At 60.3% G+C, this 26,835-nt stretch carries 23 protein-coding genes and 1 rRNA gene; 7 read left to right on the forward strand and 17 right to left on the reverse strand.

Annotated features, from left to right (window positions below):
• The first annotated feature begins 5 nt into the window (after positions 1–5).
• Both rrf and C9411_RS24205 read left to right on the forward strand, forming a co-directional pair.
• A 5S ribosomal RNA gene (gene rrf / locus C9411_RS24200) occupies positions 6–121 on the forward strand.
• A 256-nt stretch (positions 122–377) separates the two neighbouring features.
• Positions 378–1,688, forward strand: a complete 1,311-nt coding sequence (locus C9411_RS24205; protein WP_063990647.1) for an MFS family transporter — start codon at positions 378–380, stop codon at positions 1,686–1,688.
• A gap of 36 nt (positions 1,689–1,724) precedes the next feature.
• Here the strand turns inward: C9411_RS24205 and pssA are convergent, their stop codons facing one another.
• From pssA to trxC, 4 genes are all read right to left on the reverse strand, one after another.
• Positions 1,725–3,080 (reverse strand): CDP-diacylglycerol--serine O-phosphatidyltransferase, encoded by a 1,356-nt coding sequence (gene pssA / locus C9411_RS24210; protein WP_063990646.1) that lies wholly within the window; start codon positions 3,078–3,080, stop codon positions 1,725–1,727.
• Between the two features lie 152 nt (positions 3,081–3,232).
• The gene (locus tag C9411_RS24215; protein WP_107228085.1) at positions 3,233–5,881 is read right to left on the reverse strand and encodes a bifunctional acetate--CoA ligase family protein/GNAT family N-acetyltransferase; all 2,649 of its coding nucleotides are present in this window, start codon (positions 5,879–5,881) and stop codon (positions 3,233–3,235) included.
• Positions 5,882–5,929: 48 nt separating this feature from the next.
• Entirely contained in the window at positions 5,930–6,619 is a 690-nt protein-coding gene (locus C9411_RS24220) for a tRNA-uridine aminocarboxypropyltransferase (RefSeq protein ID WP_107228086.1), read from the reverse strand.
• Between the two features lie 114 nt (positions 6,620–6,733).
• Positions 6,734–7,153, reverse strand: a complete 420-nt coding sequence (trxC, locus tag C9411_RS24225; RefSeq protein ID WP_004928868.1) for a thioredoxin TrxC — start codon at positions 7,151–7,153, stop codon at positions 6,734–6,736.
• Between the two features lie 207 nt (positions 7,154–7,360).
• Here trxC and C9411_RS24230 point away from each other — a divergent pair, with 207 nt between their 5' ends.
• A complete protein-coding gene (locus tag C9411_RS24230) occupies positions 7,361–8,449 on the forward strand; it encodes a tRNA/rRNA methyltransferase (protein WP_063990643.1) in 1,089 nt (362 codons plus the stop codon).
• A 60-nt stretch (positions 8,450–8,509) separates the two neighbouring features.
• Here the strand turns inward: C9411_RS24230 and emrB are convergent, their stop codons facing one another.
• The 7 genes from emrB to C9411_RS24265 form a co-directional block, all read right to left on the reverse strand.
• Positions 8,510–10,048 (reverse strand): multidrug efflux MFS transporter permease subunit EmrB, encoded by a 1,539-nt coding sequence (gene emrB, locus C9411_RS24235; protein WP_063990642.1) that lies wholly within the window; start codon positions 10,046–10,048, stop codon positions 8,510–8,512.
• A gap of 17 nt (positions 10,049–10,065) precedes the next feature.
• On the reverse strand, positions 10,066–11,238 hold the full coding sequence (gene emrA / locus C9411_RS24240) for a multidrug efflux MFS transporter periplasmic adaptor subunit EmrA (protein ID WP_063990641.1): 1,173 nt from the start codon (positions 11,236–11,238) through the stop codon (positions 10,066–10,068).
• Positions 11,239–11,261: 23 nt separating this feature from the next.
• Positions 11,262–12,713: an efflux transporter outer membrane subunit gene (locus tag C9411_RS24245; protein WP_060425102.1), complete on the reverse strand. Its 1,452-nt coding sequence runs from the start codon at positions 12,711–12,713 to the stop codon at positions 11,262–11,264.
• Positions 12,714–12,741: 28 nt separating this feature from the next.
• A complete protein-coding gene (mprA, locus tag C9411_RS24250; RefSeq protein ID WP_025160249.1) occupies positions 12,742–13,260 on the reverse strand; it encodes a transcriptional repressor MprA in 519 nt (172 codons plus the stop codon).
• Between the two features lie 162 nt (positions 13,261–13,422).
• The gene (ygaH, locus tag C9411_RS24255; protein ID WP_025304001.1) at positions 13,423–13,770 is read right to left on the reverse strand and encodes an L-valine transporter subunit YgaH; all 348 of its coding nucleotides are present in this window, start codon (positions 13,768–13,770) and stop codon (positions 13,423–13,425) included.
• Positions 13,760–14,506: an AzlC family ABC transporter permease gene (locus C9411_RS24260; RefSeq protein WP_107228087.1), complete on the reverse strand. Its 747-nt coding sequence runs from the start codon at positions 14,504–14,506 to the stop codon at positions 13,760–13,762. Before C9411_RS24260 ends, ygaH begins: the two co-directional genes overlap by 11 nt.
• A gap of 121 nt (positions 14,507–14,627) precedes the next feature.
• Positions 14,628–15,827 (reverse strand): MFS transporter, encoded by a 1,200-nt coding sequence (locus C9411_RS24265; RefSeq protein WP_033632267.1) that lies wholly within the window; start codon positions 15,825–15,827, stop codon positions 14,628–14,630.
• 105 nt (positions 15,828–15,932) lie between these two features.
• On the opposite strand from C9411_RS24265, the gene C9411_RS24270 reads away from it, so the two are divergent.
• On the forward strand, positions 15,933–16,811 hold the full coding sequence (locus tag C9411_RS24270; protein ID WP_107228088.1) for a LysR family transcriptional regulator: 879 nt from the start codon (positions 15,933–15,935) through the stop codon (positions 16,809–16,811).
• A gap of 30 nt (positions 16,812–16,841) precedes the next feature.
• Here C9411_RS24270 and proX read toward each other — a convergent pair whose 3' ends face one another.
• From proX to proV, 3 genes are all read right to left on the reverse strand, one after another.
• Positions 16,842–17,843 carry a glycine betaine/L-proline ABC transporter substrate-binding protein ProX gene (gene proX / locus C9411_RS24275; protein WP_033635697.1) on the reverse strand — a complete coding sequence of 334 codons (1,002 nt, stop codon included), beginning with the start codon at positions 17,841–17,843 and terminating at the stop codon, positions 16,842–16,844.
• Positions 17,844–17,912: 69 nt separating this feature from the next.
• A complete protein-coding gene (gene proW / locus C9411_RS24280) occupies positions 17,913–19,019 on the reverse strand; it encodes a glycine betaine/L-proline ABC transporter permease ProW (RefSeq protein ID WP_063990639.1) in 1,107 nt (368 codons plus the stop codon).
• Positions 19,012–20,214, reverse strand: coding sequence for a glycine betaine/L-proline ABC transporter ATP-binding protein ProV (gene proV / locus C9411_RS24285; RefSeq protein ID WP_063990638.1), 1,203 nt, complete (start codon positions 20,212–20,214; stop codon positions 19,012–19,014). The genes proW and proV overlap by 8 nt, the downstream gene beginning before the upstream one ends.
• A gap of 126 nt (positions 20,215–20,340) precedes the next feature.
• Between proV and C9411_RS25660 the strand changes: the two genes are divergently transcribed.
• Positions 20,341–20,604, forward strand: a complete 264-nt coding sequence (locus tag C9411_RS25660) for a hypothetical protein (protein WP_130018107.1) — start codon at positions 20,341–20,343, stop codon at positions 20,602–20,604.
• 16 nt (positions 20,605–20,620) lie between these two features.
• Here the strand turns inward: C9411_RS25660 and C9411_RS24290 are convergent, their stop codons facing one another.
• On the reverse strand, positions 20,621–21,307 hold the full coding sequence (locus C9411_RS24290; RefSeq protein ID WP_033635694.1) for a response regulator: 687 nt from the start codon (positions 21,305–21,307) through the stop codon (positions 20,621–20,623).
• Positions 21,308–21,339: 32 nt separating this feature from the next.
• Positions 21,340–22,932, reverse strand: coding sequence for a sensor histidine kinase (locus tag C9411_RS24295; protein WP_107228089.1), 1,593 nt, complete (start codon positions 22,930–22,932; stop codon positions 21,340–21,342).
• Positions 22,933–23,258: 326 nt separating this feature from the next.
• Between C9411_RS24295 and C9411_RS24300 the strand changes: the two genes are divergently transcribed.
• The gene (locus C9411_RS24300; RefSeq protein WP_033635692.1) at positions 23,259–24,614 is read left to right on the forward strand and encodes a 2-hydroxycarboxylate transporter family protein; all 1,356 of its coding nucleotides are present in this window, start codon (positions 23,259–23,261) and stop codon (positions 24,612–24,614) included.
• Between the two features lie 98 nt (positions 24,615–24,712).
• Here the strand turns inward: C9411_RS24300 and C9411_RS24305 are convergent, their stop codons facing one another.
• Complete coding sequence (locus C9411_RS24305) at positions 24,713–25,684, reverse strand: patatin-like phospholipase family protein (protein WP_107228090.1); 972 nt, start codon at positions 25,682–25,684, stop codon at positions 24,713–24,715.
• Positions 25,685–25,890: 206 nt separating this feature from the next.
• Between C9411_RS24305 and C9411_RS24310 the strand changes: the two genes are divergently transcribed.
• On the forward strand, positions 25,891–26,835 hold the full coding sequence (locus C9411_RS24310; RefSeq protein ID WP_107228091.1) for an MBL fold metallo-hydrolase: 945 nt from the start codon (positions 25,891–25,893) through the stop codon (positions 26,833–26,835).

The raw sequence follows: 26,835 nt of genomic DNA on the forward strand, positions 1-26,835 counted from the left end.
ATTTGCCTGGCGGCAATAGCGCGGTGGTCCCACCTGACCCCATGCCGAACTCAGAAGTGAAACGCCGTAGCGCCGATGGTAGTGTGGGGTCTCCCCATGCGAGAGTAGGACACTGCCAGGCATCAAACCAAGCCGAAAGCCCTGAACTGACGTTCAGGGCTTTTTGCTATGCGTAAAATGAAAAATCCCCGTTGTAATCCGCTTCAGCTTTCATCGTACGGTTTAATATTCATCACAAAATCCGCGCATTGTTCCTCCAAACGCCAGATATTCTTCGTCCGCTATTAAGTTTGGCTGTTAACTTACAAATAACAATAAAGTAACATCTGGCGGCAGGACGCCGAATTTCATCATTGCTATGGCTCGGAGAAAACATCATGACAGAAACAACCTCGGCTCTTGGGGATGAGCACGGCGTCGAGCAGGGAGCGCTGGATAACAAGAAGCGCATTTTTGCCATCGTCGGGGCTTCATCAGGCAATCTGGTGGAGTGGTTTGATTTTTACGTTTACTCCTTCTGTTCCATTTACTTTGCCGCCTCGTTCTTTCCGGCGGGCAACAGCACCACGCAGCTGTTGCAAACCGCTGGGGTGTTCGCCGCCGGCTTCTTTATGCGACCTATCGGCGGTTGGTTATTCGGCTACATCGCTGACAAGCATGGCCGAAAAAACTCAATGCTGATTTCGGTCTGCATGATGTGCGCCGGGTCGCTGGTGATCGCCTGCCTGCCGACGTATGAATCGATCGGCAGCTGGGCACCGGCGCTGCTGCTGATTGCCCGCCTGTTCCAAGGGCTGTCGGTGGGAGGTGAATATGGCACCAGCGCCACCTACATGAGCGAGGTGGCAATCAAGGGGCGGCGCGGCTTTTACGCGTCGTTCCAGTACGTAACGCTGATCGGCGGGCAACTGCTGGCGCTGCTGGTCTTGGTGATCTTGCAGCAGATATTGTCCGGTGAAGAGCTAAAGGCCTGGGGATGGCGTATCCCGTTTGCGCTCGGTGCGCTGTTGGCGGTGGTGGCGCTGTACCTGCGCCGTTCGCTGAATGAAACCTCTGATGCGAAGACGCGTAACCACAAAGATGCCGGTTCGCTGACGGGGCTGTGGAAAAACCGCAAAGCGTTTGTGATGGTGCTGGGCTTTACCGCCGCCGGTTCGCTGACCTTCTACACCTTCACCACCTATATGCAGAAATATCTGGTGAACACCGCCGGTATGGACGCCAAGCTGGCCAGCGCCATCATGACCGTCGCGCTGTTCGTCTTTATGCTGCTGCAGCCGGCGGTCGGCGCGTTCTCGGATAAAATCGGCCGTCGCAGCTCGATGCTGATCTTCTCGGCATTGGCCACCGTACTGACGGTGCCGATCCTGTTTGCCTTGAAAGGGGTAACCAATCCCTTTATGGCGTTCGGTCTGATCGTGCTGGCGTTGTTCGTCGTCAGCTTTTACACCGCGATCAGCGGGTTGCTTAAAGCCGAGATGTTCCCGCCAGAGGTGCGTGCGTTAGGGGTGGGCTTGTCTTATGCGGTAGCGAATGCCCTGTTCGGCGGCTCGGCGGAATATGTCGCGTTGTCGCTTAAATCGTTCGGCGTGGAAAATGCCTTCTTCTGGTATGTTTCCGGCATGTGCCTGCTGGCGCTATTGGTCTCGCTCCGGCTGCATCGTAAAGGCAAGGAGATACAGCTGTAATAAAAACCCCGGCTTTGGCCGGGGTCAGAGTAGTGTTTACAGGATACGGCTAATCAGCCGATCGATGCGGATACGCCGCAGACGGCGAATCAGCTTACGCACCTTGATCGGGTATTGCTGAATGCTTTGCAGCTCCTGATAGTGACCGACCACGGTGGTGTGAGTGCGGATGCATTCCAGCTCTTTTTGCCGCTGCTCGCGCATTTCCTGCTTGGGATCGTGGATCAGAATGGCATTTTCCAGATCCAGCCGCCAGGCGCGCGGGTTAAGGTTATTACCGGTAATCAGCTGCCACTCTTCGTCTACCCACATGCCTTTCAGGTGATAGCTGTTATCGCCATCCTTCCACAGACGCACGATCAGCTGCCCGGTGTCGATATAGCGCTGCAAGCGGCTCAGAAAGCGGCGCAGGTTGATCTCGTACAGGTAGGGCAGCGCGCCGATGATTTTGAACGGCTGGTCTTCCGGAATATAGAAGTCGTTGGCGGTCTTGTCGCCGACGATGATCTCCACCTGTTTGCCCTGGCGCAACAGATAAATGATGTTGCGCACCAGCAGCGCCGGCAGATTGAAATAGGGGGTACACAGCGTCAGTTTCTGGTCGGCGCACGACATCAGGTGGTGAATGGTTTTATTCAGCACGCTTTGCTTGCCAAGCCCAACCAGCGGCGTCACCGCCAACTCATCGTTGCCGGCCTTGCCACGGAAGTGGTAACCGGCGCGGCGCAGGGCGAAACGGAACAGACGGGTCTCGTTTTTGATCTCCGGGCTTTTCGGCCGATCGCTGCGATCGAGGCGCTGTACGGCGCCGGCGGTGAGCAGATGCTGCTTGATGTAATCGATCAGGGTATCGGCCAACACCTCGTTGGTGATCAGCTGGTAGCGATCGTAACGGTATTTCTCATGCTGATGCAGATAAACGTCATTGATGCTGGCGCCGCTGTAGATCACGGTATCGTCGACCACAAAGCCCTTCAGGTGCAGTACGCCCAGCGCTTCGCGGGTATTGACCGGCACACCGTAGATCGGCACCGACTGCTCGGGATGTTGGCCGGCCATGGCGCAGTACCAGTCGGCATTGGTATTGGCGGCGGCGGCACCGATGCGCCCGCGCTGTGCGCGATGCCAGTCGACCAGCACGCAGATTTCCAGCTCGGGCCGCCGCTGCTTGGCCTGATACAGCGCGTTGAGGATCTCGCGCCCGGCGTCGTCATGCTCCAGATATAGAGCCACCAGATAGATGCGTTGGGTGGCGTTGGCGATGGCGTCCAGCAGCGTGGTGCGAAAATCGGACGGCGCGTACAACGTACGAACATCAGCAACCGTCTGGGGGAGTTTGGGCAGTTGTGCAAGGTGTTGTTGATGTTTGCTACGTTTAAATTTTGACAACATCACAGTGCGTTTCTTCTCTCATGATTGATGGCCGGAACGCCACAGGCTTAAAAAAAATAAACCGAATAATCGGGCGATAATACCATTAGTTGCCTCGATTGTGCGTATGTTTTGGCGTTAAGTGGTGGATTCGTAGCGCATTGCGACGCAGGTCACTGCGCGTCGGCGGCCTGCAGCGGCAACGTCAGATTGACGATGCCGTCCTCAAGCTGCACCTCGATGCCAAAGCCCAGCCGCTGCGCCAGTGCGATCATGCCGCGGTTATTCGGCATGGTGATGCCGCTCAGGCGGGTCAGGCCATGAGCGCGCGCATAGGCGATCATTTTCTCCAGCAGCTGCCGGCCCAAGCCCACGCCTTTCAGATCGGAACGCACCAGCACGGCGAATTCGGCGTCGGTGTTGTCCGGATCGGACAGCGCGCGGGTCACGCCGATGATCTCGTCTGCGCGCACCGCCACAAAGGCCATTTCTCGATCGTAGTCGATCTGCGTCATGTTGGCCAAATCGTCATGGGTAAACTCGTTGATCTCGCTGAAGTAGCGATAATAGAGGTCTTCCTTGGTCACCCGGTCAATGAAATGCTTCAGCGCCGGTTCGTCTTCCGGCAGGATCGGGCGGAACAGGCACTGGCTGCCGTCTTTCAACGCGATGGTCTCTTCCAGCTCATGCGGATAAGGGCGGATCGCCAACCGCGCCTGCGGATCGCCGCTGAACGGCGCGAGCTGCATCGAAACGTCCAGCAGGGTAAATTCGCTGCCGGAGGCCAGCACCGGGTGAATATCCAGCCGGGCGATTTCCGGGCAGTCGAGGATCAGGTTGGAGACCTGCACCAGCAGGCGACTCAGCCCAGGGATATCCAAAGGCCGCAGCGCGCTGCGCCCGCGGATCTTGCCGCCTTTCACCGCCTGCAGCACCAGATAACGCGCCAGCGCCATGTTCAGCGGCGGCAGCGCGACCGCCACCTGATTTTCCTGGCGCCACTCTACGCCGCCTTCGCCCAGCATGATCAGCGGGCCGAAAATCGCATCCTGCTCTACCGCGATGCGCAGCTCCTGGGCGCCGGCGCGGTTGGCCATGCTCTGCACCAACAGGCCATGGATGCGTGCCTGGGGGTAGGTGCGCTTCACGCGGTCGAGGATCGCCTCCGCCGCGCGCTGCACTTCGGTCGCGGTGCGCAGGTAGAGCATGACTCCCTGAACTTCCGATTTGTGCGGGATATCCGGCGAACGCAACTTCAGCGCCACCGGATAGCCGATCTGTTCGGCAATGTGTACCGCTTCGGCGCTGTCCTCGGCAATCCAGGTCGGCAGGGTGCTCAGATCGTAGGCCTGCAGGATGGATTGCACCTCGTGGGTATCCAACTGGGTGGCGCCTTCGGCCAGCGCCTGATGGATAAGGCGGTGGGCGTCGGCGGTGTTGGCGGTCAGGCCGACCGGCAGCGCCGGCGTCTCTTTCAGCTGCTTCTGGTTGCGGCGATATTCCACCATATGCATAAAGGCAGTCACCGCGCCTTCCGGCGTGCGGTAGGTGGGAATGGCGGCTTCGGTAAACAGCCTGCGCGCCTCTTGTGAAGAGTATTCGCCGCACCAGTTGGTCAGCAATGTGATGCGCTTGCCGCGCGCATGGTGATGCAGCGCGTCGATCAGCCTTTCCGCTGTGGCGGTGCCCGGCGCCGCCGCGCTCGGCGCGTGGATTAACAGCAGCGCGTCATAGTCGTGGCTGTCGAGTAGCGCTTCGATAGCCGCCAGGAAGCGCTGCGGCGTGGCGTCGTCGCGCAGATCGAGCGGGTTGCCGGCGCGAATGAAATCCGGCAGCGCGTCGCTCAATGTCGCCAGGCTCTCATCGCTCAGCGTGGCCAGCTTGCCGTTGCGTCCGAGCAGTTCATCCAGCGCCATCGCCGCCGGCGCCGCCCCGTTGCTGACGATCATCAGCCGCTCGCCGCGCAGCGGATGCATATGGCTGAGGGTTTCCACCGCCGAGAACAGCTCATGGGTATCCTGGACGCGCAGCAGGCCGGCGCGCTGGATGGCGGCGTCATAGGCGGCGTCCAGCCCCAGTTGGCTGTTGAGCAGCAGCTGCGCCTGTTGGCTGCGGCCACTTTTGATCACCAGAATGGGCTTGTTGCGAGAGGCGCTGCGCGAGGCGGAGAGAAAGCGCCGTGCGTCGCTGATGTTTTCCAGATACAGCAGGATGGCGCTGGTTTTACTGTCGCGGGCCAAAAAGTCGAGCAGGTCGTCGACGTCGATGTCCAGGCTGTCACCCAGCGCGATGAAGTAGGAGAAACCGACTTCGCGCTGCTGCGCCCAGTCGAGAATGGTGTTGGCCACGGCGGCGGACTGCGAGATAAACGCCAGTTTTCCCTTTTGGATCGGCACCGGCGAGAAGCTGGCGTTGATGCCCTGCCACGGCGCCAGCAGCCCCAGACTGTTGGGGCCTAACAGCCGCATGGCATAGCGCTGCGCGCAGGCCTTCAGCTCGGCGAACTGTTCCGGCGGCGAAGAGAGCACAATGGCGGTTTTGCAGCCGCGTTGGCCCAGCGCTTCAATCAGCGCCAGATTGCGTTTGGCGTGGGTGCAGATGATCGCCAGATCCGGCGTCAGCGGCAGACTGCCGACGTCGGGGTAGGCCATCACGCCGCATACCGCCTTGTAGCGCGGCGTGACCGGCAAGATGGGCCCGCCGAAACCGCCGGCCAGCAGGTTGCTCATCATCAGGTTACCGGCGCGGCCGGGCTGCTGCGAAGCGCCCAGAACGGCGATCGATTTGGGACGTAGTAGCGCTTCTAACCCTCGCTGGCTCATGCACGGCTCCTTTTGGCAACGTTACGCCTGATTTTAGGCGCTTTATGGCTACATTGCTGTGACCGGTGCCTCCGGCCGGGTCGGTTTTCCTGCCAGATACTGTTGACGGAAATAGCGGAAATGCTGATTCAATCCGTCGGCGGCCGGCAGATCGCCCGCCTGTTGCAGCAGGGCGGCGGCCACTTCCGCCGTGCAGTGTTGCTCGGCGCGGCTGGCTTCGCGCAGCTGGTAGTTCGATGCGGCGTCGACGTTGAGGGAAAACACCGGGAATTGATTGAGATACGGGCTTTTACGGAACATTTTGCGCGCTTCCGCCCAGGTGCCGTCCAGCATGATGAACAGCGGCGGTTTGCCGCCGGCGGGCAGCTCGCTGAACACCGGCCGTGCTGCGTCCGCGTAGGAGGCGGGGAACACCACGTAAGGCTGCCGCGTCGGATCGTTGATGGCCGCCAGCAGGGCGGGATCGATCTCGGTGCGCGACCAGAGGAACGCCTGGGTGTCCGGCAGGATATCGGCGATCAGGCGCCCGGTGTTGCTGGGTTTGAGCGGCTCGGCGCCGAACATGATCAGGCAGAAACGGCTGCCGGCCTGCTGCGGGCGAATGGTGTCGCACAGGCAGTTTTTATGCGGCAGCAGGCAACCCTGACAACGCGCCACCCGGCAACCGCGCGCCAGAAAAGGGCGGGTGGCGCGGTCTAAACGGAATTGGCGCAGGCGAAGTACGGCGTTGTCGGTCATAACGATCCTGGGGAAAAACCGCCATTGTAACGCAGAAAAAAGCCCGCCGGGAGGGGCGGGCTCGATCGGGGCGCGTTCGCGCGCGATGGCGGGATACGGCCTATACTTGCCGAATCACACTAACTCGTTGAGCCAATTGTCAAACGGCGCTTTCGGCATCGCGCCGTTGAGCATGTCGACCATCTTGCCCTGACGGAACACCATGATGGTCGGGATGCTGCGGATGCGGAAACGGGCGCTCAGTTCCGGCTCGGCTTCGGTGTTTACTTTCACGAAGCGCACTTTGCCGGCGCGCTCTTCGGCCACGTCTTCAAAGATCGGCGCAAAGCTGCGGCACGGGCCGCACCACGGCGCCCAGAAATCGACCACGACCGGCAGATCGTCCTGCAGCAACTGGTCCAGCGTGGCGGCGGTGGCATTGATCACTTCACCGTCGAAGAGCTCATGGCCGCAGCGGCCGCATTTCGCGTTGTCCGCCAAACGTTCTTCCGGCACGCGGTTGGTGGCATTGCAAGCTGCACAAACTGTATTCATGTTGACCTCGGGTACAGAGAAAGCATGGTCCCCGCAACGCAGTTGCGGAGATGTTTCTTTAATGCTGACAATTATCGGCAAAACCCGGCGCATGAACAATGAGGTTTGTTCAATGGATGTGATAGTTGGGAGCTTTTAGCGCAAGTTGGTGGCTTCGTGCACCAACATCAGGTAATCTTCGCGCCCTGCGCGTTGGTGGAGAAGACAATGAACGATTCATTTAGTGGCAAGAACGGTAAAGTCAAAGTGATGTACGTCCGCAATGACGACGACAACGGCGACGACCGCAACAAGAATAAACGTCCGGCCGGCAAAGGCCGTCCGGCTGACGGTGCGCGCTCGGGCCGCACCGGTCAAGACAAGGCGCGTGGCGGCAACGATCGCCGCGGCGCCGACTCCCGCCGCAGTGAAAGCGATCGTCCTCGCCGTCCGGCGCGCTCTGAAGATCGCGGTGGCAACGAGTCGCCGTGGAGAACCGTTTCGCGCGCGCCGAATGAAGAGCCGGCGTTCGATCACGGTGGTATCAGCGGCAAAAGCTTTATCGATCCGGAACAGCTGCGCCGTCAGCGCGCGGAAGAAACCCGCGTTTACGGTGAAAACGCCTGTCAGGCGCTGTTCGCAAGCCGCCCGGAAGCGATCGTGCGCGCCTGGTTCGTGCAGTCGGTCACCCCGCGTTTCCGCGAAGCGCTGCGCTGGATGGCGGCTAACCGCAAGGCTTACCACGTGGTGGATGAAGAAGAGCTGGCCAAGGCTTCCGGCACCGAGCATCACGGCGGCGTGTGCTTCCTGATCAAAAAGCGTCAGGGCCTGGATGCGCAGACCTACCTGAAAAGTGCACCGGCGACCGACTGCGTGCTGGCGCTGGAAGAAGTGGGTAACCCGCATAACCTGGGCGCTATCGTCCGTTCGTGCGCCCACTTTGGCGTCAACGGCGTGCTGCTGCAGGATCCGGCGCTGCTGGAATCCGGTGCGGCGGTGCGTACCGCAGAAGGCGGTGCAGAGCATATCAAGGCGATCAACGCCGATGATTTCCTGTCGGTGCTGGATACCTTCCGCAAGGCGGGTTACACCATCGTTACCACCTCGAGCCATAAAGGCACCGCGCTGGCGCAGGCCAAGCTGCCGGCCAAGATGGTGCTGGTGCTGGGCCAGGAACGTGACGGTCTGAGCGACAGCGCCTGGCAGCAGGGCGACATGAGCGTCTCGATCGGCGGCACCGGTAAAGTGGAAAGCCTGAACGTTTCCGTGGCGACCGGCATTCTGCTGGCGGACTGGTGGCGTCAGAATCAGGCGTAATCTGTTCTACGTCGGATAAAAAAACGGGCGCCTCAGGGCGCCCGTTTCGTTTATTGAAGCTTAGTGGGCGCCGCCGCCCCCACCGCCGCCAGAGCTGAATGGCGGTTTCGCCACCCATACCAGCACCAGCAGCACCAGGAACACCCCGGCCGACAGCCAGAAGATCTCGTTGGCGGAGATGATCAGGCCCTGCGCGGTGATCTCGTTGGCGATATACGCCGACGCCTGCTGCTTGCTCATGCCGAGCTGCTCCAGCTGCCGATACATCTCCTGCGACTGCGGGTTGTACGGATTGACGAACTCCGTGAGTTGCGAATGGTGCTGTGATTCGCGCTGCGTCCACAGGGTGGTGGTGATCGAGGTACCGATCGAACCCGCCAGCGTTCGCGTAAAGTTCGACAGGCTTGACGCCGCCGCCATGCGTTCCGGCGGCAGGCCGGACAGCGTGATGGTGGTCAACGGCATGAAGAAGCAGGCGATGGCAAAGCCCTGGACGAACTGCGGCCAGGCCGAAGCGCCGAAGTCCATGCCTGGCTCAAACGTATAGGCGCGCCAGTAGAAGCACACGGCATACATGATGAAGCTGAAGGTCACCAGCTTGCGCATGTCGAGCCGGTTGCCGAACTTACCGATGATCGGCGACAGCAGCACCGGGATCAGCCCGACCGGCGCCGACGCCAGCCCCGCCCAGGTGGCGGTATAGCCATACACCTCTTGCAACAGCTGCGGCAGCAGCACGATGGCGCCGAAGTACAGCATGTAGGCCAGGCTGATGCACAGGCAGCCGATGGTGAAGTTGCGCGACTTGAACAGCGACAGATCCACCACCGGATGGTCGTCCGTCAGCTCCCAGACCACCAGGAACAGCAACGCCACGACCGCCACGACGGTCAGGGTGATGATCTCGGTCGAGTTAAACCAGTCCAGCTCCTTGCCCTGATCGAGCATCACCTGCAGCGAACCGATGCCGACGATCAGCAGCACCAGGCCAACCGTATCGATCGGTTTGATCTCGGTTTTGGTTTCTCGCCCCTTCAGCGTCGCCATCGCCGCCATAATAACAAAGGCGCCGATCGGGATGTTGATGAAGAAGATCCAACCCCAATGGTAGTTGTCGCTGATGTAACCGCCGAGGATCGGCCCAAAGATCGGCGCGACGATAACGGTCATCGACCAGAGCGCCAGGGCCATCGCTCGCTTGGCGGGCGGGTAGTTGTTCAGCAACAGGCTCTGCGAGAGCGGGATCAACGGCCCGGCCACCACGCCCTGGATCACGCGGAAGAAGATCAGCATGCCGAGGCTGTTGGAGATGCCGCACAGCCAGGAGGCGATGACGAACAGCGCGGTGGACCAGAGGAACAGCCGCACTTCGCCGATGCGCTTCGCGAGCCAGCCGGTGATCGGGATCGAGATGGCGTTCGCCACGCCGAATGAGGTGATCACCCAGGTGCCCTGCGAGTTGGAAGACCCGAGGTTACCGGCAATGGTGGGGATCGCCACGTTGGCGATGGTGGAGTCCAGCACCTGCATGAAGGTCGCCATGGCGAGCGCGACCGTCATCCAGGCGAGCTGGGCGCCTTCAAGCGGTTTCTGTGGCAAGATGGCCTCCCGCGCGCTTAGCCGGCGTTCGCATGGATCACGTCGGCGATCAGCTGGTTAACCGGCGCCAGATTCAACGCCAGCGCGTCGCTCTGATACAGCGGTTTGTCTCGCACCACGTCGGCCAGCACGCGGCCATCCAGGTTGGCGGTGTCGACGGTCACCAGCGTAGAAAGACCGATGCGCAGCGGATGGTCGGCCACCTGCTTGGCGTCGAGCTCAATACGCACCGGCAGACGTTGCACTACCTTGATCCAGTTGCCGGTCGCGTTCTGGGCCGGCAGCAGCGAGAAGGCGCTGCCGGTGCCCATGTCGATACCAGCCACTTTGCCCTGATACACCACGTCGTCGCCGTAGACGTCGCTGACCACTGTCGCCGACTGGCCGATACGCATGTTGGCGATCTGGGTTTCCTTGAAGTTGGCGTCAACCCAGATATGATCGGCCGGCACCACCGCCATCAGCGGCGAACCGGCGGCGATCTGCGCGCCGACCTGCACGCTGCGGCGCGAGACATAGCCGGTAATGGGGCTGATCACTTTGGTTCGCTGCAGCGCCAGCCAGGCATCGCGCATCTGCGCGGCGGCCTGTTGGATCGCCGGCTGCTGTTCCAACGGGGTATTCAGCACCATCGCCTGGTTGGCGTTATATTGCTGCACCGCCACTTCCAGCGCGGCCTTGGCGCTGTCGACCGCATCGCGAGCGTGTTGCAGCTCTTCGCGGCCGATGGCGTCAACGCTGCCCAGCACCACGCGGCGTTTCAGATCGTTCTCGGCCTTGCTCAGATCGGTCTTGCGCAGGGCGATGTTGGCCTGATACTGCTTGCTGTTGATGATCAGCTGGTGGGTCTGACGCACGCTGTTGGCCAGGCCGGTCTTGGCGCGTTCAAACGCCTGCTCGGCATCGGTCGGATCGAGCGTCAGCAGCACGTCGCCCTGCTTGACGTAGTCGGTGTTGTCGAAATTGACGCTGTTCACGCTGCCGGACACCTGGGCCATGATCTGCACCTGGTTGCCGGAGACGTAGGCGTCGTCGGTTTCCTGGTGATGACGCAGCACCAGGAACCAATACACTAAGTAAGCCACCCCTATAACAATGAAAATAACCGTCAGCAACAGCAGCCAAAATTTACGCTGCTTCTTTTTGCCGCTCGGCTGCTGCGGGTTTTGGATTTCCGCGCTTGCGCTCATGGTGTTCTCCAAGCCTTATATTATTATGCTTTCGAATCCGCTGCGGCCGGGGCCTGATAGCCACCGCCCAGCGCACGGATCAGTCCTATCTTCGCCTGCAGTAAGTTGCTGCTGGCATTCAACTCCGCCTGTTGCTGCTGCAATAGCTGCGTCTGGCTGGTCAACAGATCGTCGCGCCCGATAATCCCTGCCTGGTAACGGGCGTTGGCGACCTGATACACCTGTTGCATCGACTGGGCCGCGGACGCCGCCTGCAGCTGCTGTTGCGCAGAGCTCTGCTGGATGGTGATGGCGTCGGCGGTTTCCTGTACCGCATTCAGGATGGTTTGGTTGTAGGATTCCACCGCTTCGTCATACAGCGCGGATTCCTCGCCCAGCTTGCTGCGCAGCGCCCCGGCGTGGAAGATCGGCAGCGAAATCGCCGGCATCACGTTCCAGGCCTGGCTGGCCGCTTCAAACAGATTCGGGCTGGTGCCACTGGTATTGGTGGTCATCAGGCCGGCGAAGGCTGAAATGGTCAGGCTGGGGTAAAACTCTTTACGCGCGGCGCTGACGCGCTGGCTGTAAGACTCCACCAGCTGGCGTTGCGCGGCGATGTCCGGGCGTTTACCCAACAGATCCGCCGTCAGCTCGCCCTGCGGCGCCATCAGGTTGTCTGCGGGCAACGGCACCTGACGCAGGTGCTGCATGGCGTTCGGCCCCTGGCCCGCCAGCGCGGCGAGCTGGTGTCTGAGCTGTTCGATCTGCGACTGCAGCTGCAGGATCTGCTGCTTGGCAACGTCGGACTGCGCCTGGGTTTGTTGCGGCACGTCGACGCCGGTCAGGCCGGCCTGATAGCGCTGTTGACGCAGTGCGGTCAGGCGTTCATTGTTGTTCACTTCCTGTTGCAGCAGTTTCTCGAGCGCCAGATTGCTCTGCAGCTGATAGTAGGCGGACGCCACCGAACTGGTCAGCGTCAGCGCCGCCTGTTCCTGCTCGGCGCGTGCGGCGTTGACCTGCGCCTTGGCGGCGTTCACTTGGTTACGGTATTTGCCCCACCAGTCGAACTCGTACGCCAGGTTCAACCCCAGCGAATTGGAGCTTTCGTAGATCGGCTTATGCGGATACCCCAACCCCATATTGACGTTTTGCGGCACGCGTTGGCGCTGGGTGCTGGCGTTCAGATCCAGATTCGGCCCGTTGGCGGCGCTGGCTTCACCCACCACGCTCTGCGCTTCGCGCACGCGGGCGGCGGCCTGCCGCAGGGTCGGCGAGCTTTGCAGCGTCTGCGTCATCAAGGCGTCCAGCTGCGGATCCTTGAGGGCGCGCCACCACTGCGGGCTGACGGCCAGCGAACTGACTTTCGGCTGAGCCAACTGCAGGCTCTGCGGATCCATCAGCGTGGATTGCGGGGCAATATTATCGGTCGAAGCACACCCGGCCAGCAGCAACACGGCGAACAGCGGGGTGAATCTCCAGTTAAATGGGGATCGCATAAGTAGGTACCTGAACAGAAATTGTGAATTAGGATAACTGTTCTGTGATTTCCATTTGATCCAGACGTGCCAGCAATTTGCGCGTCAGCTGTTCCAGCTGTTTTTGCTCATCGTCGGTCAGCGTGGACCACAGGAAATGCAGACATTGGTGCTGCGGTGGCAGCAGTTGACTGAGAAATTCTTCCCCCTGCGGCGTCAGATGCAGATGCAGGCAGCGGCGATCGTTGTCGCTTTCCCGGCGCTCGATCCAGCCGCGTTTCTCCAGCTCGTCGGCGATGCGGGTCGCATTGGTGCGCGAGGAGCCTAAGGCAGAGCTTAGCTCAGAAGGTTGGATGCTGTGGCTCTCCTGCGCATCCAGGGTAATCAGCGCCATAAACAGTGTTTCGTTAATCCCCTGCGCCTTCAGCATCTTGTTGCGATTTTCCAGCAGCTTGCCTTGCATGTGCATGCACAGGCGGGTCAGCAGGATTTCCTGATACGGGAAGTCTTTCTGCCGGGTGGCGCGGAAATTCAGCATTTGTTCTATGGGGGCAAACGAGCTTTCCATAATTTAGGGCCTCATTAATTTCGTTCGAGATAGTAACGACGGTGACTAATAATGTAAATGTTCAGTCGTGCGGATAATTTAGCAATTCGTGTCATTTGTCAGAGTTTGTAAAGATGTGGCGCCTGAAAACGCCAAAGCGAAGCCAAACGATCGGGAGCGGCGTCAGCCCGGACCGAAAAGCATTAACAGCTTTAATGTGACGCCAAAGGCCGTCGCGCCGAGCAGCGTCGACAGAATGATGCTTTTGCTGCGGTAGAAGCACAGCGCCAGCGCGGCGAACCCCGCCAATGTGGGCAGCAGCTTGTCCGGTTCGCGCATCACCACCGGCGTGCTGGAGACCACCAGCAGGGCGCAGATCGAGGCGATGCCGATGCTGTCGAGCAACAGAGCGGCTTTACCGCGTTTGAGGCCGGGCTGGGCGCGTGCCGGCGCCAGCCGCAGTGGCAGATAACGGAACAGGTAATTGGCGCAGCCCACCACCAGGCCGATCACCAGCACATCAGTGTTCATGGTTGGCTTCCGCAGGGGCGGGCTGGAACAGGGCGGCGATGCAGCCGGCGGCGATGCCGGCCAAAATGGCGACCGGAATGGAGAACAGCACCACGCCGAGCAGCGCGCCGGCCAGCGCGGCGGCGATAGTCAGACTCTGCGGGCGCCGGAAGGCGGCCAGCAGGAAACTGAGAAACAGCGCCGGCAGCATGAAGGCCAGCGAGGCTTCGATCACCGGGAACTGCTCCAGCGGGCCGTTGCCGAACAGCGCGCCGAGCGCGGTGCCGGCCACCCAGGAAAGCCAGGAACAGAGCGCGATGCCCAGCATCCAGTTTTCGCTCCAGCTGCGGTTATTGCGCATCAGCCTGGCGGTAGCGGCGGCGAAGACCTCATCGGTCAGGCCAAAGGCCCATATCGCCGTTTTACCGGGCGACATGCGCGAGACGATGCGGTGACGCAGAGCCGGGCCGTACAGCAGGTGGCGCACGTCCATCGCCATCACCGTCAACGCGGAGACCCACAGCGACATTCCGGCGCTCAGCAGGGCGGTGATCACGAACTGGCTGGCGCCGGCGTAGATGATGCAGGAGAAGAAAATGCTTTCCAGCGGGGAAAAGCCCAGTTTGACGGCGCTGAGGCCGAAGGCGAACGCCACCGGGACATACCCGATGACGATCGGCAAACTGTCGACGACGCCGTTGGCGAAGGTGGCGCTGACGGCGGGCGGATTGAGGCTGTCTGCAGCTTGGCTTTGCATGGTTGTGGGTCGCAGGGTAGATAGGACTTCAATAGTTTATGCCCAGAACATTACCAGAGAGTAAGTAATGTTTATACCCTGCACCGCTAATAAATTTCTTAAGTGACTATTTGCACGATAATCAGATTGTCGCCGGCCCCTGCGGATCGTGGTGCTTGCCGAGCCACCAGGTCAGCAGGTTGAGCAGGCATAACACCCCGCCGGCGGCGGCCACGCCGTACCAGCCGGCATGCTGATAGGCCGAGGCGGAGAGCAGTGAACCGAGGGCGCCGCCGATAAAGTAGCTGGTCATGTAGCCGGCGGTCAGGCGGTTGCGTGCGTCCGGCATGATGCGGTACATCACGCTCTGGTTGGTGACGTGTACCGCCTGCACCGCCAGATCGAGGATCAGGATGCCGGCGATCAGCGCCCACAGCGATTGTTTGGCGAACGCGATAGGTATCCAGGACAGCAGCAGCAGCACCAGGCCGACGGTGGTGGTCAATCCGGCTTTGCCCTTGTCCGCCAGATGCCCGGCGCGCGAAGCGGCCAGCGCCCCGGCGGCGCCCACCAGGCCGAACAGCCCGATCACCCCCTCGGAATAGTTGAACGGCGGCGCGGCGAGCAGAAAGGCCATGGAGGTCCAGAGCACGCTGAAGTTGGCGAACGACAGGGCGCCGAGGATGGCGCGGGTGCGCAGCAGCGGCGTGCGGCAGAACAGGCTGAAGATCGAGGCCAGCAGCTGCGGGTAGTTCAGCCCGGAGTGTTGCTTATAGCGCGGCAGCGCGCGCCACAGGATCAGCGCCATCAGGATCATCAGCACGCTGGCGACCCAGTAGATGGTGCGCCAGCCGCCGAACGATGCCAGCGCGCCCGCGACGGTGCGCGCCAGCAGGATGCCGAGCAGCAGGCCGCTCATGATGATGCCGACGGTCTTGCCGCGCTTTTCCGGGTGGGCCAGCGTGGCGGCCAGCGGCACCAGAATCTGCGCCACCACCGAGAACAGCCCGGTGAGCGCGGTGCCGAGGATCATCATCGGTAGGGTGGCGGAGGTGGCGGTGATCAGCATGCCCCCGGCAGCCAGCAGCGTCATGAACACGATCAGCCCGCGGCGCTCGAACATATCGCCGAGCGGCACCAACAGCAGCAGCCCGGTGGCGTAACCCAGCTGCGCGGCGGTAACGATAAAGCCGGCCTGATTGACCGACAGGTTGAAGCCGGTGGCGATGGTTTCCAGCAGCGGCTGTGCGTAATAGTTGCTGGCGACCGCCAGGCCGGTAGCGATGGCGATCAGCACGGTCAGCGCCGGGCTGAGGCCCGGGTGGGCGTTTTGTTGACTCATGGTTTTTTCATCACGGGAATAAGATGGCGCGCAGTATCCGGCAACGCAGGCCGGGAAACCAATGTATAATTTTCATTTTATTTATCTCATTTCAAGATAGATGCCATGAACCTGAAACAGATCCGCTATGCGCTGGCGGTGGCGGAAGAGCTGAACTTTACCCGGGCGGCGCAGCGCTGCCATACGGTGCAGTCGGCGCTCAGCCACCAGATCGCCAAACTGGAAGAAGAGCTGGGCTGTACGCTGTTTGAACGCACTTCGCGTCGGGTGAGGTTGACCCCCGCCGGCCAGGCTTTTGTCGCCCCTGCGCAGCGCCTGCTGGCGGCGCAGCAGGCGCTGGTGGAGGAGGTGGCGGCGGCCGATGGCGCGGTGTCCGGCACCCTGACCATCGGCACCATTTCAACGATAAACGTGATGGCTCTGACCGAAAGGCTCGACAAGTTTCACCGCCACTATCCGGCGGTCAATATCCGCCTGTACGTCGGCATGAGCGAAGCGCTGTTGGAAGACGTGCGCCAGCAAAAATGCGATATGGCGTTCGTCGGCATCTGGCCGGGCGATGCTGATCTGTTGCCGATGTCGCACCGGCAGTTGGCCGATGAGCCGCTGGTGGCGTTGGTGGCGCCGCAGCATCCGCTGGCCGGCCGCGAGCGGGTGAACCTGCAGGCGCTGGCGGAAGTGCCGCTGGTGGATTTCTACAGCGGCACCGGCGCGCGGCGCCAAACCGATCGCGCCTTTCAGGCGGCGGGCATCCGTCGGCACGTCAGTTTTGAAATCGATCATATCGAATGGCTGGAGAATTTGGTGCGACGGGGGCTGGCGGCGGGCATCGTACCGATCTCGACCGCGCAACGCTTAAGCGCGCTGGTGTCGATTCCGATTGAAGACGGGCCGCGGCGCCAGGTGTATTGCATTTGGCCGCAGCCCATGTCGACTATCGCCGAGCGCTTTTTGCATTTCAGCGGCATCGATATGGCGGGGTAGGGGCGCGGCACAGGCGGCGCCCCTGAACGGTTACGGCTTCGCCGCTTCGGCGGCGGTTTTCACCCAGCCGTCGAAGGTGGCCTGGTGCGCCTTGATCCAGCCGTTGACGTGGTTCTGGATGTCAGCTTCCGAAGCCTGGCCTTCATGCATGCGCAGGTTTTGCGCGTTGATGTCGGCGATCGGCAGCTTCATGATGGCGAACAGCTTGGCGGCTGCCGGATTGGCTTCGGCCCACTGCTTGTTGGCGGCGATACGCATGGTGTTGACCGGGAAGCCGTAGTTGGCGCCGTTAGGCAGCTTGGTGTCGACGTTCTTTTGCTCGCCCGGCAGGGAGGAGAACGGCACCTGCAGCCAGACCACGTCGCGCCCCGGCACCATCACATCGCTGACCCAGTACGGCGTCCAGGTATAATACAGCACCGGTTTGCCCTCTTTGTAGCGGGTGATGGTGTCAGCGATCATCGCCGCGTAGTTGCCCTGGTTGTGTTCGACGGTATTGCTCAGGCCGTAGGCCTTGATGTGGTGGTTAATTACCGCTTCGCAGCCCCAGCCCGGGGTGCAGCCGGTCAGATCGGCCTTGCCGTCGCCGTTGGTATCGAACAGCTTGGCGATCTTGGGATCCTTGAGCTGCTCGACGTTGGTGATGTGATATTGCTCGGCGGTTTTCTTGTCGATCAGGTAGCCCTGTGCGGCGCCGTTGACGTAGACGCCTTCGCGATAGAACTTGGCGTCGCCGCCGGCGGCCTTGTACTGATCGGCATGCAGCGGATCCCAGTTGACCGCGATGAAGGTCGCGTCGCCGGAGGCGATCGAGGTGTAGGCGACGTTGTAATCCACTTCACGCGGTTCCTTCACGTCGTAACCCAATTTTTCCAGCGCCTTGCTGACCAGCAGCGTCTGGAAGGTCTCTTCGGAAATGGTGCTTTGCACCGGCTGTACCGCGATCCCCTTGCCGGGTAAATCTGCCGCGCTCACGCTCTGTGAGCCAATCAGCGTCGTCAGGGCGAGAGCCCAGATGCCCGTAGTGCGCATAGTGTTTCCCCTTTTTTCGATGTGGTGTGTCATAGCCCGCCGGGGCCGCAGCCGCCGGCGGGAAAAGCGTCAGGCTTGTTTGATGAACGGGCGAGTCAGCAGCCCGATGGGGCCGCGGCGATACCAGCGGCCGATGCCTTTGCTGCGGCGATCGCGCCCCAACGATTGGGTGAGGCGATCGAGAATGATCGCCAGGATCACGATGCCGACGCCGCCGACGGCGGCCAGGCCCATGTCCAGCCGGCCGATGCCGCGCAGTACCATCTGCCCCAGTCCGCCGACGGCGATCATCGAGGCAATGACGACCATCGACAGCGCCAACATCAGCGTCTGGTTCACGCCGGCCATGATGGTCGGCATCGCCAGCGGCAGCTGCACCTTGAACAGTAGCTGACGCGGGCTGGCGCCGAAGGATTCGGCGGCCTCGATCAGATCCTCCGGCACCTGCTTGATGCCCAGAATGGTCAGGCGCACGATCGGCGGCAGCGCGAAGATGATGGTGACCACCACGCCCGGCACGTTGCCGATGCCGAACAGCATGACGATTGGCACCAGGTAGACGAAGGCCGGGGTGGTCTGCATGGCGTCGAGCAGCGGTCTTATCACCTTGGCGGCGTGTTTGCTGCGCGCCAGCCAGATGCCGAGCGGCAGGCCGATAAGAATGCAGAAGAACAGCGCAGTCAGCACCAGCGCCAGCGTGACCATCGCCTGCGACCAGGCGCCGATGGCGCCGATGGCGACCAGTGAGAGCAGCGTGGCGGCGCCCATGCCGAGGCCCGAGACCTGCCAGGCGAGCAGCGAGAACACCAGAATGGCGATCGGCGCCGGCATGCCCAGCAGCAATTGCTGGAAGCCGCTCAGGATCATGTCCACCGGCACGCGGATGCCCTGGAACAGCGGGCGGAAGTGCAGCACCAGCCAGTCGATGCCCTGCGTGACCCAGGTATCGAACGGCACCCAGGCTTTGTGGAACGGATCGAGCAGGCTGAAGTGTTCCGGCTGAGCCGGGGCGCTGCTGAGCCAATCGGCGCCTGACGCGGCGGCGTCATGGGCGGCCGGCGGCGGCGCGCTGGACCAGGCGTCGCCGGCGTTGGCGGCGGCATCGTTTGCGGGTGCGGCGCCGGTATCGGCCGGTGCGGTAGCCCAGGGATCTTGGGTTTGCGTAGTATCACTCATTGGCGGAGCCCTCCTTGTCCAACGCCTGCAGCAGCATGGCCTTGGAGATGATGCCGAGATAGTTATGTTCTTCGCACACCACCGGCACCGCGCACGGCGCCTGGGCGACCAGGGAAATCAGATCGCTGAGCGGCGTGTCGGCCGGCACGGCAGCGGGGGCCTCGAGCAGGGCATCGTCCAGCGTTTGATTGGCGGACAGCGCCTTTTTCAGCGACTCTATCGACACTACGCCGATAAATTTCTTTCCGCGTTCAACAACATAACCATAATCACGGTCCTCATCGCGCAGCAGCTGCAGCGCCGATCGGGGGCCAAAGCCGGGGGTTTTGCGGATCAGCGTCACCGGGCGCCGTTGGGCGATATCCTTGGCGCTGAATACATGACTGATGTCCACGCCGCGGAAGAAGGTGCGTACATAATCGTTGGCCGGGTTGTTCAGGATCTCGTCCGGCGTGCCGACCTGGATCACCTCACCGCCCTGCATGATGGCGATGCGATCGCCGATGCGCATCGCTTCGTCCAGATCGTGGGAAATAAACACGATGGTGCGCTGATGCTGGGCCTGTAATTTCACCAGCTCATCCTGCATTTCGGTACGAATTAACGGATCGAGCGCCGAGAAGGCTTCGTCCATCAATAATATATCCGGGTTATTGGCCAGGGCACGGGCTAATCCCACGCGCTGGCGCATGCCGCCGGATAATTCATCCGGATAAGACAGCGCATAATTCTCCAGCCCGACCTGACGCAGGGCATCCAGCGCTTTTTCCTGGCGCTCCTGCAGCGGTATGCCGGCTAATTCCATACCGAAGGCGGTGTTATTAATGACATTCATGTGCGGCATCAGCGCGAATGACTGAAATACCATGCTGATCTTATTTCGCCGCACGGCGCGCAGCGCGGTGTCAGATATTTTGGCGATGTCCTCACCGTCGATCAGCACCTGACCGCGAGTGGGTTCTATCAGACGATTGAGAAGGCGTACCAGGGTGGACTTGCCGGAACCGGAGAGCCCCATGATGACAAATATCTCGCCTTCTTCAATGGCCAGAGTGGCGTCTTTTACGCCGAGCGATAAGCCGGTTTTTTCAAACAGCCGATCTTTTGTCAGACCTTTATCCAGCAGTTTGAATGCGCGTTCCGGGTGTTCGCCAAATATCTTATACAGGTTCTTTACTTCGAGTTTAATTGCCATGCAATTTGCTGTTTCCTCTGGTTTAATTAACGCGTTATGGGCTGTCCTTAGCAAAATAAAAGAGCTTTTTACCCTAACACAGTGAATATCTGAGACAACCCTCAATGTCATTTAAATGGGATATTAGTGGTTTACATCAAGGTTTTAATTAGTTATGGTAATTTGGCCCGTGACTCAAAATTGATGGCCGTTATTCACCATAATGGTTTGGTTTTCGGGGAAATAACGCGGCGTGGGGCAATGCGCTATTTCGGTTTTACGCCTGCCGTTCGGATAATAAAAAACCCGACCAGAGGCCGGGTAAAAGTCATCAGTATTTCATCAGTTTTAACGACAGGTGCCGATATCGAGGGGGATATCGTCGAACGCTATGTTATCGCCGTAATATGACAGCCAGATGGCAGCCTCAGGCCTTGCGATACAGCCGCCGCGGATGGCCAATATTGCCGTACAACATTTCCACCCGCACGAACTGGGTGGCGACGCAGTATTCCAGATAACGGCGGGCGGTGGTCTTGCTGATGCCGACCTGCTCAACCACGTCTTCCACCGCATGCGCCACCGCCGGCTGGGCGATAAACAGCGCCTGCACCAGCTCGAGGGTATTGGTTTCGATGCCTTTGGCGCTCGGCTCGCTGGAGAACTGCTTCGACTGCAGGTTGTACAGCGCATCGACGTTATCCTGATCGATGATCTTGAAGGTGCGCTGGGTCTGTACAAACTGCATGAAGCGTTCGAGCGAATTGCGCAGCCGCTTGTAGGACACCGGCTTGATGATGTAATCGAAGGCGCCGTTGCGGATCGCCTGGCTGCAGGTATGCATGTCGCTGGCGGCGGTGATGAAGATCACCGAGCAGGCGGGGTTCTTCACCGCCGGTTCTTCCATCAGCTCGATGCCCTGGCCGTCCGGCAGAAAGTTATCCAGCAGGATCAGCCGCGGCTGATGCGCATTGGCTTTGGCTCGTGCTTCGGCCAGCGTGGCGGCGTAAGCCACCACCCGCAGGTTGAAATTTTTCTCGATGAACTCCGCGTGCAGTGTCGCCAGTTGCGGCTCGTCTTCCACGATCAGAACGTCCAGTGCTTGGTGTGACATAATCGGGTGCTCAAAAAATCGGGTTATGGGTTTTATTTAGGGATAAATATAGAGAATATCGCGCCGTGCGGCTCGTTGTCCGACACTTCTATGCTGCCGTGCGCCTGCGCCACGTGGCTGGCGACCAGATGCAGGCCGATGCCGTGGTCGCTTTTATCCGCTTTGGTGGTGACGCCCTGTTCAAACAGCGTATCACGAATCTCCTCGGCGATGCCGGTGCCGCGATCCGCCACCTCGATCACCAGTTCGTCGCTGCCGTCGCTGATATAAAGCTCAATCGCATCGTGCGGGGCTGGGCAGTGCAGCGTCGCCTCCACCGCATTATCCAACAGGTTGCCGACGATCGACATCAGTTCGGTCTCATTCAGCGCCGCCGGGATCTGTCGCAGCTGGCAGGCCGGATCGAAGCGCAGCTCGATGCCTTTTTCTCTGGCGCTGGAGTATTTGCCCAGCAGCAGGCCGCACAGCGCCGCTGAACTGAAGCGCTGCGAGATGAAATCGAGGATTTCCTGCGCCCCCTCCGACTGGGCTTCCACATAGCGAATGGCCTCGTCGTAGCGCTGCATATGCAACAGCCCGGCCAGCGTGGCGGTCCAGTTCAGCTGCTCGTGGCGCATGATGCGCAGATTGTCGGCATAGCGTTTCACCTGGCTGAGCTGGCTGCTCAGGGTATTGATATCGTTCTTGTCGCGGAAGCTGATCACCCAGCCTTGCAGCTCCTGCTCCTGCATGATGCGCACCCGGCTGGCGATCACCCGCACGTGGTTGAAGCGGCACACTTCGTCGTGCGTATCCTGGCCCAGCTGCGCGGCGGCGAAGAAGTTCGGCTGTGCCTGGATCACGTCGCCGATCGGCCGGCCCAGCAAGCCGGCGGCGGGCTGGTGCAGATCCAGCAGCTCGCGCGCCGCATGGTTGATGGTGATGATCCGCATCTGCGGATCGATGGCGATCACCCCTTCATAGATGGCTTCCAGCAGCGCTTTTTGCTGGCGTACCAGCAGCGCAATCTCTTTCGGCTCCAGCCAGAACATCTGGCGCTTGAGGTTTTTCGACAGCAACCAGGAAAAGACGAACAGGGCGATCAGCAGCAGGACGATGGAGCCAATAATTTGCGTCAACGTTCTGGCATTTAAATTATCGATATGCGATTTCAAATAGCCGACGGAAACGATGCCGATCACGTGATTATTTTCATCCAGGATCGGCGCCTTGCTGCGTAATGAAATGCCAATGCCGCCCTTGCGAATGGAAATAATGCTTTTTCCTTCCAGCACCTCTTTATTATCACCGCCGATCATCGGCGTGCCCAGGCGGCCTTCATATTCGGAATGATAAAGATGGCGGGCGTGATTATCGCCGATGACGATATAACTGGCGTCGCTGCTGGCGCGGATTTTTTTCATCAGCGCGGCAATTCTGGCGGCGTCGTTGTTTTCCACGGCGTCGACCAGCGAAGGAATGAGGGCGATTTCCCGCGCCTGCACCTGGGCGCGGGCGCCGAGATCGCGGTGCAGCTGCGCATCCAGCTGGTAATAGGTATAGGCACCGATACAGGTCAGCAGCAGGCAGGAGAAGGCCACCAGGCAAAGAAACAGCTTGATTTGAAATGAGAGTTTGAGCCGCATGGCGGAGCTTCACCGTAAAGAGATCTTGAAGCCTTACCCTATCACGAGAAGCGGGGTCTGTAATATTGCGCCCGATCAACTTGTGATCCCTCACACGGGATTAGAGTGAACCGGACGAGAATTGTTCGTCTGCGATAAAGTTGATAAGCTTTAAAATAAAAGCGGTATTAACACCATTAAAACCACGTCGGTTTTTACATAATCTTAATTAACCCCATAGAAACCATAACCACCATTAAAAACCCTTTTTAACTTTGAACATAATCACAGCAGATAATCCGTGCGCTTCTCTATGATGGCTGAACAAACTAATAAGAGGCCAGATTATGAGCACAACAGATGATTCTTACCTCGTAGCCAAAGACAAGGCCGCCGATATTCCTCTGCGTGAGAAATGGTGGCGGATACTGGACAATTATAAAGTAGGGATTATTCCGTTACCGTTCTTTATTCTGGCCGGCGTATTGATTCTGCTCGACTGCCTGGAAGGCAAGCTGCCGAGCGATATCGTGGTAATGGTGGCCACCCTGGCGTTCTTCGGCTTCGCCTGCGGCGAATTCGGCAAACGCCTGCCGCTGATCGGCAAAATGGGCGCGGCGGCGATCTGCGCCACCTTTATTCCTTCCGCGCTGGTGCACTACGGCCTGCTGCCGGACGTGGTGGTGGAGTCGACCACCAAGTTCTACAAATCGACCAACATTCTTTATCTCTACATCTGCTGCATCATCGTCGGCAGCATCATGAGCATGAACCGCCAGGTGCTGATCCAGGGCTTCCTGCGCATCTTCATTCCGATGCTGTGCGGCGAGATCGTCGGCATGCTGGTGGGGATGGGCGTCGGCATGGCGCTGGGCCTGGAGCCGTTCCAGATCTTCTTCTTCCTGATCCTGCCGATCATGGCCGGCGGCGTGGGTGAAGGGGCGATCCCGCTGTCGATGGGCTACGCGGCGATCCTGCACATGGAGCAGGGCGTGGCGTTGGGGCGCATTCTGCCGATCGTGATGCTCGGCAGCCTGACCGCCATCGTCATCGCCGGCCTGCTCAACCAGCTGGGCAAGCGTTATCCGCACCTGACCGGCGAAGGCAGCCTGATGCCGAGCAAGCAGGGCGACAGCGACATGAACGCGGTGGAAAAAATCAGCGGCAAGGTGGACGTCAGCACCATCGCCTGCGGCGCGCTGCTGGCCATCCTGCTGTATATGGTAGGCATGCTGCTGCACCGCCTGATTGGCCTGCCGGCGCCGGTGGGCATGCTGTTCGCCGCCGTGGCGGTGAAGCTGGCGCACGGGGTGTCGCCGCGCATTCAGGAAGGCTCGCAGGTGGTGTACAAATTCTTCCGCACCGCCGTGACTTATCCGATCCTGTTCGCGGTCGGCGTGGCCATCACGCCGTGGCAGGAGCTGGTGGACGCGTTCACCGTACAGAATCTGATCGTGATCGTCACAACCGTCAGCGCGCTGGTGGCGACCGGTTTCTTCGTCGGCAAGAAAATCGGCATGCACCCTATCGACGTGGCGATTGTCTCCTGCTGCCAGAGCGGGCAGGGCGGCACCGGCGACGTCGCGATCCTCACCGCCGGCAATCGCATGTCGCTGATGCCGTTCGCCCAGATCGCCACGCGGATCGGGGGGGCGATCAACGTCTCGCTATCGCTGCTGGTGTTGGCCAAATTCTTCGTATAACTCCTAGAAATCCTTAGCGTTACTTTGCCTTTCCCCGCCCCCGCGGGGATTTTTTTTCCCGCGCGCCGGCCGCACGCGCGGGCGGGGTGGATGGGGGGTTACGCCGCCTGTTTCATGGCGGCGTCGTACCAGGCGAAGTAGCGTTCTACGCCGCGGCGGCCGGATTCGATCAGCGCGCGTTTCTTCTCCTCGCTGATGCCGAACTCCAGCGTGCCGACGTCAAGCGTGTCGACATACACGGTACGTTTCCAGTCGTCGCTGTCCAGGTGCACCTTGGTTTGGATGTCCAGCATCACGTTGGCCACCGCCAGGGTGAAATCAAACAGGTTGTTGACCGGCGTGCGCGGGCCTGCCTGCCCGGCGGCCTGGGCGATTTCGCCGGCGGAGTCCAGGCGAAGGCCCAGGGTGCGGGTGTTGATGCGCTGGCTGGAGGCGTCGATATAAGGCGGCGTGGCGGAGAAGTCATAGTCGAACAGCCGCACCGGGTAGTTGTCGATCATGCCGCCGTCGATGCACAGGTCGCCCAGGGTATTGTTCTTCGCCACGAAGGCGAACGGGAACGACATCGAAATGCGCAGGCCGTCCGCCACTTTCATGCGCGGCGTGGTGCGATGCGAATAGACCTCGCGCTGGCCGCTGTTGAGGTTGGCGCCGATAAAGTAAATCGACTTGAACCCCTTCGCCGTTTTCATCGCTTCGAACTGCTCGAAGGTAATATCCGGCTTGCCGGTATATTGCTTGATAATATCGCGCGACCATTGATAGAAATAATCGCCGGGCGCGATGCCGTATTGATTGAACAGGCGGTAGGCGTCCTGGAGCGTACCGAAAAAGCCGCCGTTATAATCGAGGAATTTTTTAAAATCCATCGCCGACAGAATTTTGGTGACGTCCGCCGAGCTGCAGCCCAGGCCGACCAGCAGCGCGGCGATGGCGCCCGCCGAGGCGCCGGAGGTTTGCTTGATCTGCGGCATGATGCCTTTGGCTTCCAGCAATTCCAGCGCGCCGCCATAGGCGATGCCTTTTACGCCGCCGCCTTCAAAGACCAGATTTTCGAATTGATAGTTCATGATATTTCCTCACTCTTGGTTTAGGGAGTAAGGAAAATAACCAAGTGGCGAGCGAGAAAATATGGATTGGGGTTGTGTGGCTCGGCAAACAAAATTATTCATAATAAATATATTATTTATATAGTTATCAAAGGCATTTATTAAACAGGCGCATCGGGCTTTTTGCGTCAATACTTAGCGCTGTTCAATTCTCGCAAGGAGTCATCATGTTCTGGAAACGTTGTCTGCTGGGCGCGGCGCTGGCCGTTATGTCATTACAGGCCGGGGCCGCCGCGCCGCAAGCCAAAACCCCGACGCCGGGATTTTATCGCATCATGCTGGGCAGCTTTGAAGTGACCGCGCTGTCCGACGGCGTCATTCGCCTGCCGGCGGACAAGCTGTTGCTGAACACCACGCCGCAGCAGATCGCCGCCGGGTTGGCCGAGCGGCATCAAAGCCTGCCGGTGGTCACCTCGGTCAATGCCTATCTGATCAATACCGGCGACAAGCTGGTGATGATCGACAGCGGCGCCGGCCAGCTGCTGGGCGACGGTCTGGGCAAACTGGTGGATAACCTGCGCGCGGCGGGCTACCAGCCGGAGCAGGTGGATGAGATCTACCTGACCCATATGCACCCGGATCACCTCGGCGGCCTGACGCACGACGGCAAGGCGGTATTCCCTAATGCGGTGGTGCGCGCCGCCAGCCAGGACGCGGACTTCTGGCTGAGCGCGGACAAACTGAAACAGGCCAAAGCGCAGAACAAAGGCAATTTCGAAAAGGCCATGGCGGCGATCAAGCCGTACCAGGCGGTTGGCCACTTTAAGCCGTTCAGCGGTGACGGTGAATTGTCGCCAGGCATCGCTGCGTTCGCCGCTCACGGCCATACGCCGGGGCACAGCGTGTATCAGGTGACGAGCCAGGGCAAAAAGCTGCTGTTGCTGGGGGATCTGATCCACGTGGCGGCGGTACAGATGCCGCATCCGAAGGTGGCTATCAGCTTTGACAGCGACGCCAAGGCGGCGGTCGCTCAGCGGCTGCGGGTGTTCGGCGATAGCGCGCGGCAGAGCGAGTTGGTGGGCGGCGCACACCTGTCGTTCCCAGGGTTGGGCTACCTGAACCGCCAGGGTGAAGGGTACGGTTGGGTGCCGCTGAATTACGGCGCGCTGTAA

The organism is Serratia sp. Nf2, from assembly GCF_003028435.1.
In the GTDB taxonomy this organism is placed as follows: Bacteria; Pseudomonadota; Gammaproteobacteria; order Enterobacterales; family Enterobacteriaceae; genus Serratia; species Serratia marcescens_L.

Coding starts and splice junctions, on each gene's coding strand:
- C9411_RS24300 (WP_033635692.1), top strand. CDS start 23,259: ATGAGCACAACAGATGATTCTTACCTCGTAGCCAAAGACAAGGCCGCC.
- proX (WP_033635697.1), bottom strand. CDS start 17,843: ATGCGCACTACGGGCATCTGGGCTCTCGCCCTGACGACGCTGATTGGC.
- C9411_RS24305 (WP_107228090.1), bottom strand. CDS start 25,684: ATGAACTATCAATTCGAAAATCTGGTCTTTGAAGGCGGCGGCGTAAAA.
- ygaH (WP_025304001.1), bottom strand. CDS start 13,770: ATGAACACTGATGTGCTGGTGATCGGCCTGGTGGTGGGCTGCGCCAAT.
- proW (WP_063990639.1), bottom strand. CDS start 19,019: ATGAGTGATACTACGCAAACCCAAGATCCCTGGGCTACCGCACCGGCC.
- C9411_RS24295 (WP_107228089.1), bottom strand. CDS start 22,932: ATGCGGCTCAAACTCTCATTTCAAATCAAGCTGTTTCTTTGCCTGGTG.
- proV (WP_063990638.1), bottom strand. CDS start 20,214: ATGGCAATTAAACTCGAAGTAAAGAACCTGTATAAGATATTTGGCGAA.
- pssA (WP_063990646.1), bottom strand. CDS start 3,080: ATGTTGTCAAAATTTAAACGTAGCAAACATCAACAACACCTTGCACAA.
- mprA (WP_025160249.1), bottom strand. CDS start 13,260: ATGGAAAGCTCGTTTGCCCCCATAGAACAAATGCTGAATTTCCGCGCC.
- C9411_RS24310 (WP_107228091.1), top strand. CDS start 25,891: ATGTTCTGGAAACGTTGTCTGCTGGGCGCGGCGCTGGCCGTTATGTCA.
- C9411_RS24270 (WP_107228088.1), top strand. CDS start 15,933: ATGAACCTGAAACAGATCCGCTATGCGCTGGCGGTGGCGGAAGAGCTG.
- C9411_RS24290 (WP_033635694.1), bottom strand. CDS start 21,307: ATGTCACACCAAGCACTGGACGTTCTGATCGTGGAAGACGAGCCGCAA.
- C9411_RS24260 (WP_107228087.1), bottom strand. CDS start 14,506: ATGCAAAGCCAAGCTGCAGACAGCCTCAATCCGCCCGCCGTCAGCGCC.
- C9411_RS24220 (WP_107228086.1), bottom strand. CDS start 6,619: ATGACCGACAACGCCGTACTTCGCCTGCGCCAATTCCGTTTAGACCGC.
- C9411_RS24265 (WP_033632267.1), bottom strand. CDS start 15,827: ATGAGTCAACAAAACGCCCACCCGGGCCTCAGCCCGGCGCTGACCGTG.
- emrA (WP_063990641.1), bottom strand. CDS start 11,238: ATGAGCGCAAGCGCGGAAATCCAAAACCCGCAGCAGCCGAGCGGCAAA.
- C9411_RS24205 (WP_063990647.1), top strand. CDS start 378: ATGACAGAAACAACCTCGGCTCTTGGGGATGAGCACGGCGTCGAGCAG.
- C9411_RS24215 (WP_107228085.1), bottom strand. CDS start 5,881: ATGAGCCAGCGAGGGTTAGAAGCGCTACTACGTCCCAAATCGATCGCC.
- trxC (WP_004928868.1), bottom strand. CDS start 7,153: ATGAATACAGTTTGTGCAGCTTGCAATGCCACCAACCGCGTGCCGGAA.
- C9411_RS24230 (WP_063990643.1), top strand. CDS start 7,361: ATGAACGATTCATTTAGTGGCAAGAACGGTAAAGTCAAAGTGATGTAC.
- C9411_RS24245 (WP_060425102.1), bottom strand. CDS start 12,713: ATGCGATCCCCATTTAACTGGAGATTCACCCCGCTGTTCGCCGTGTTG.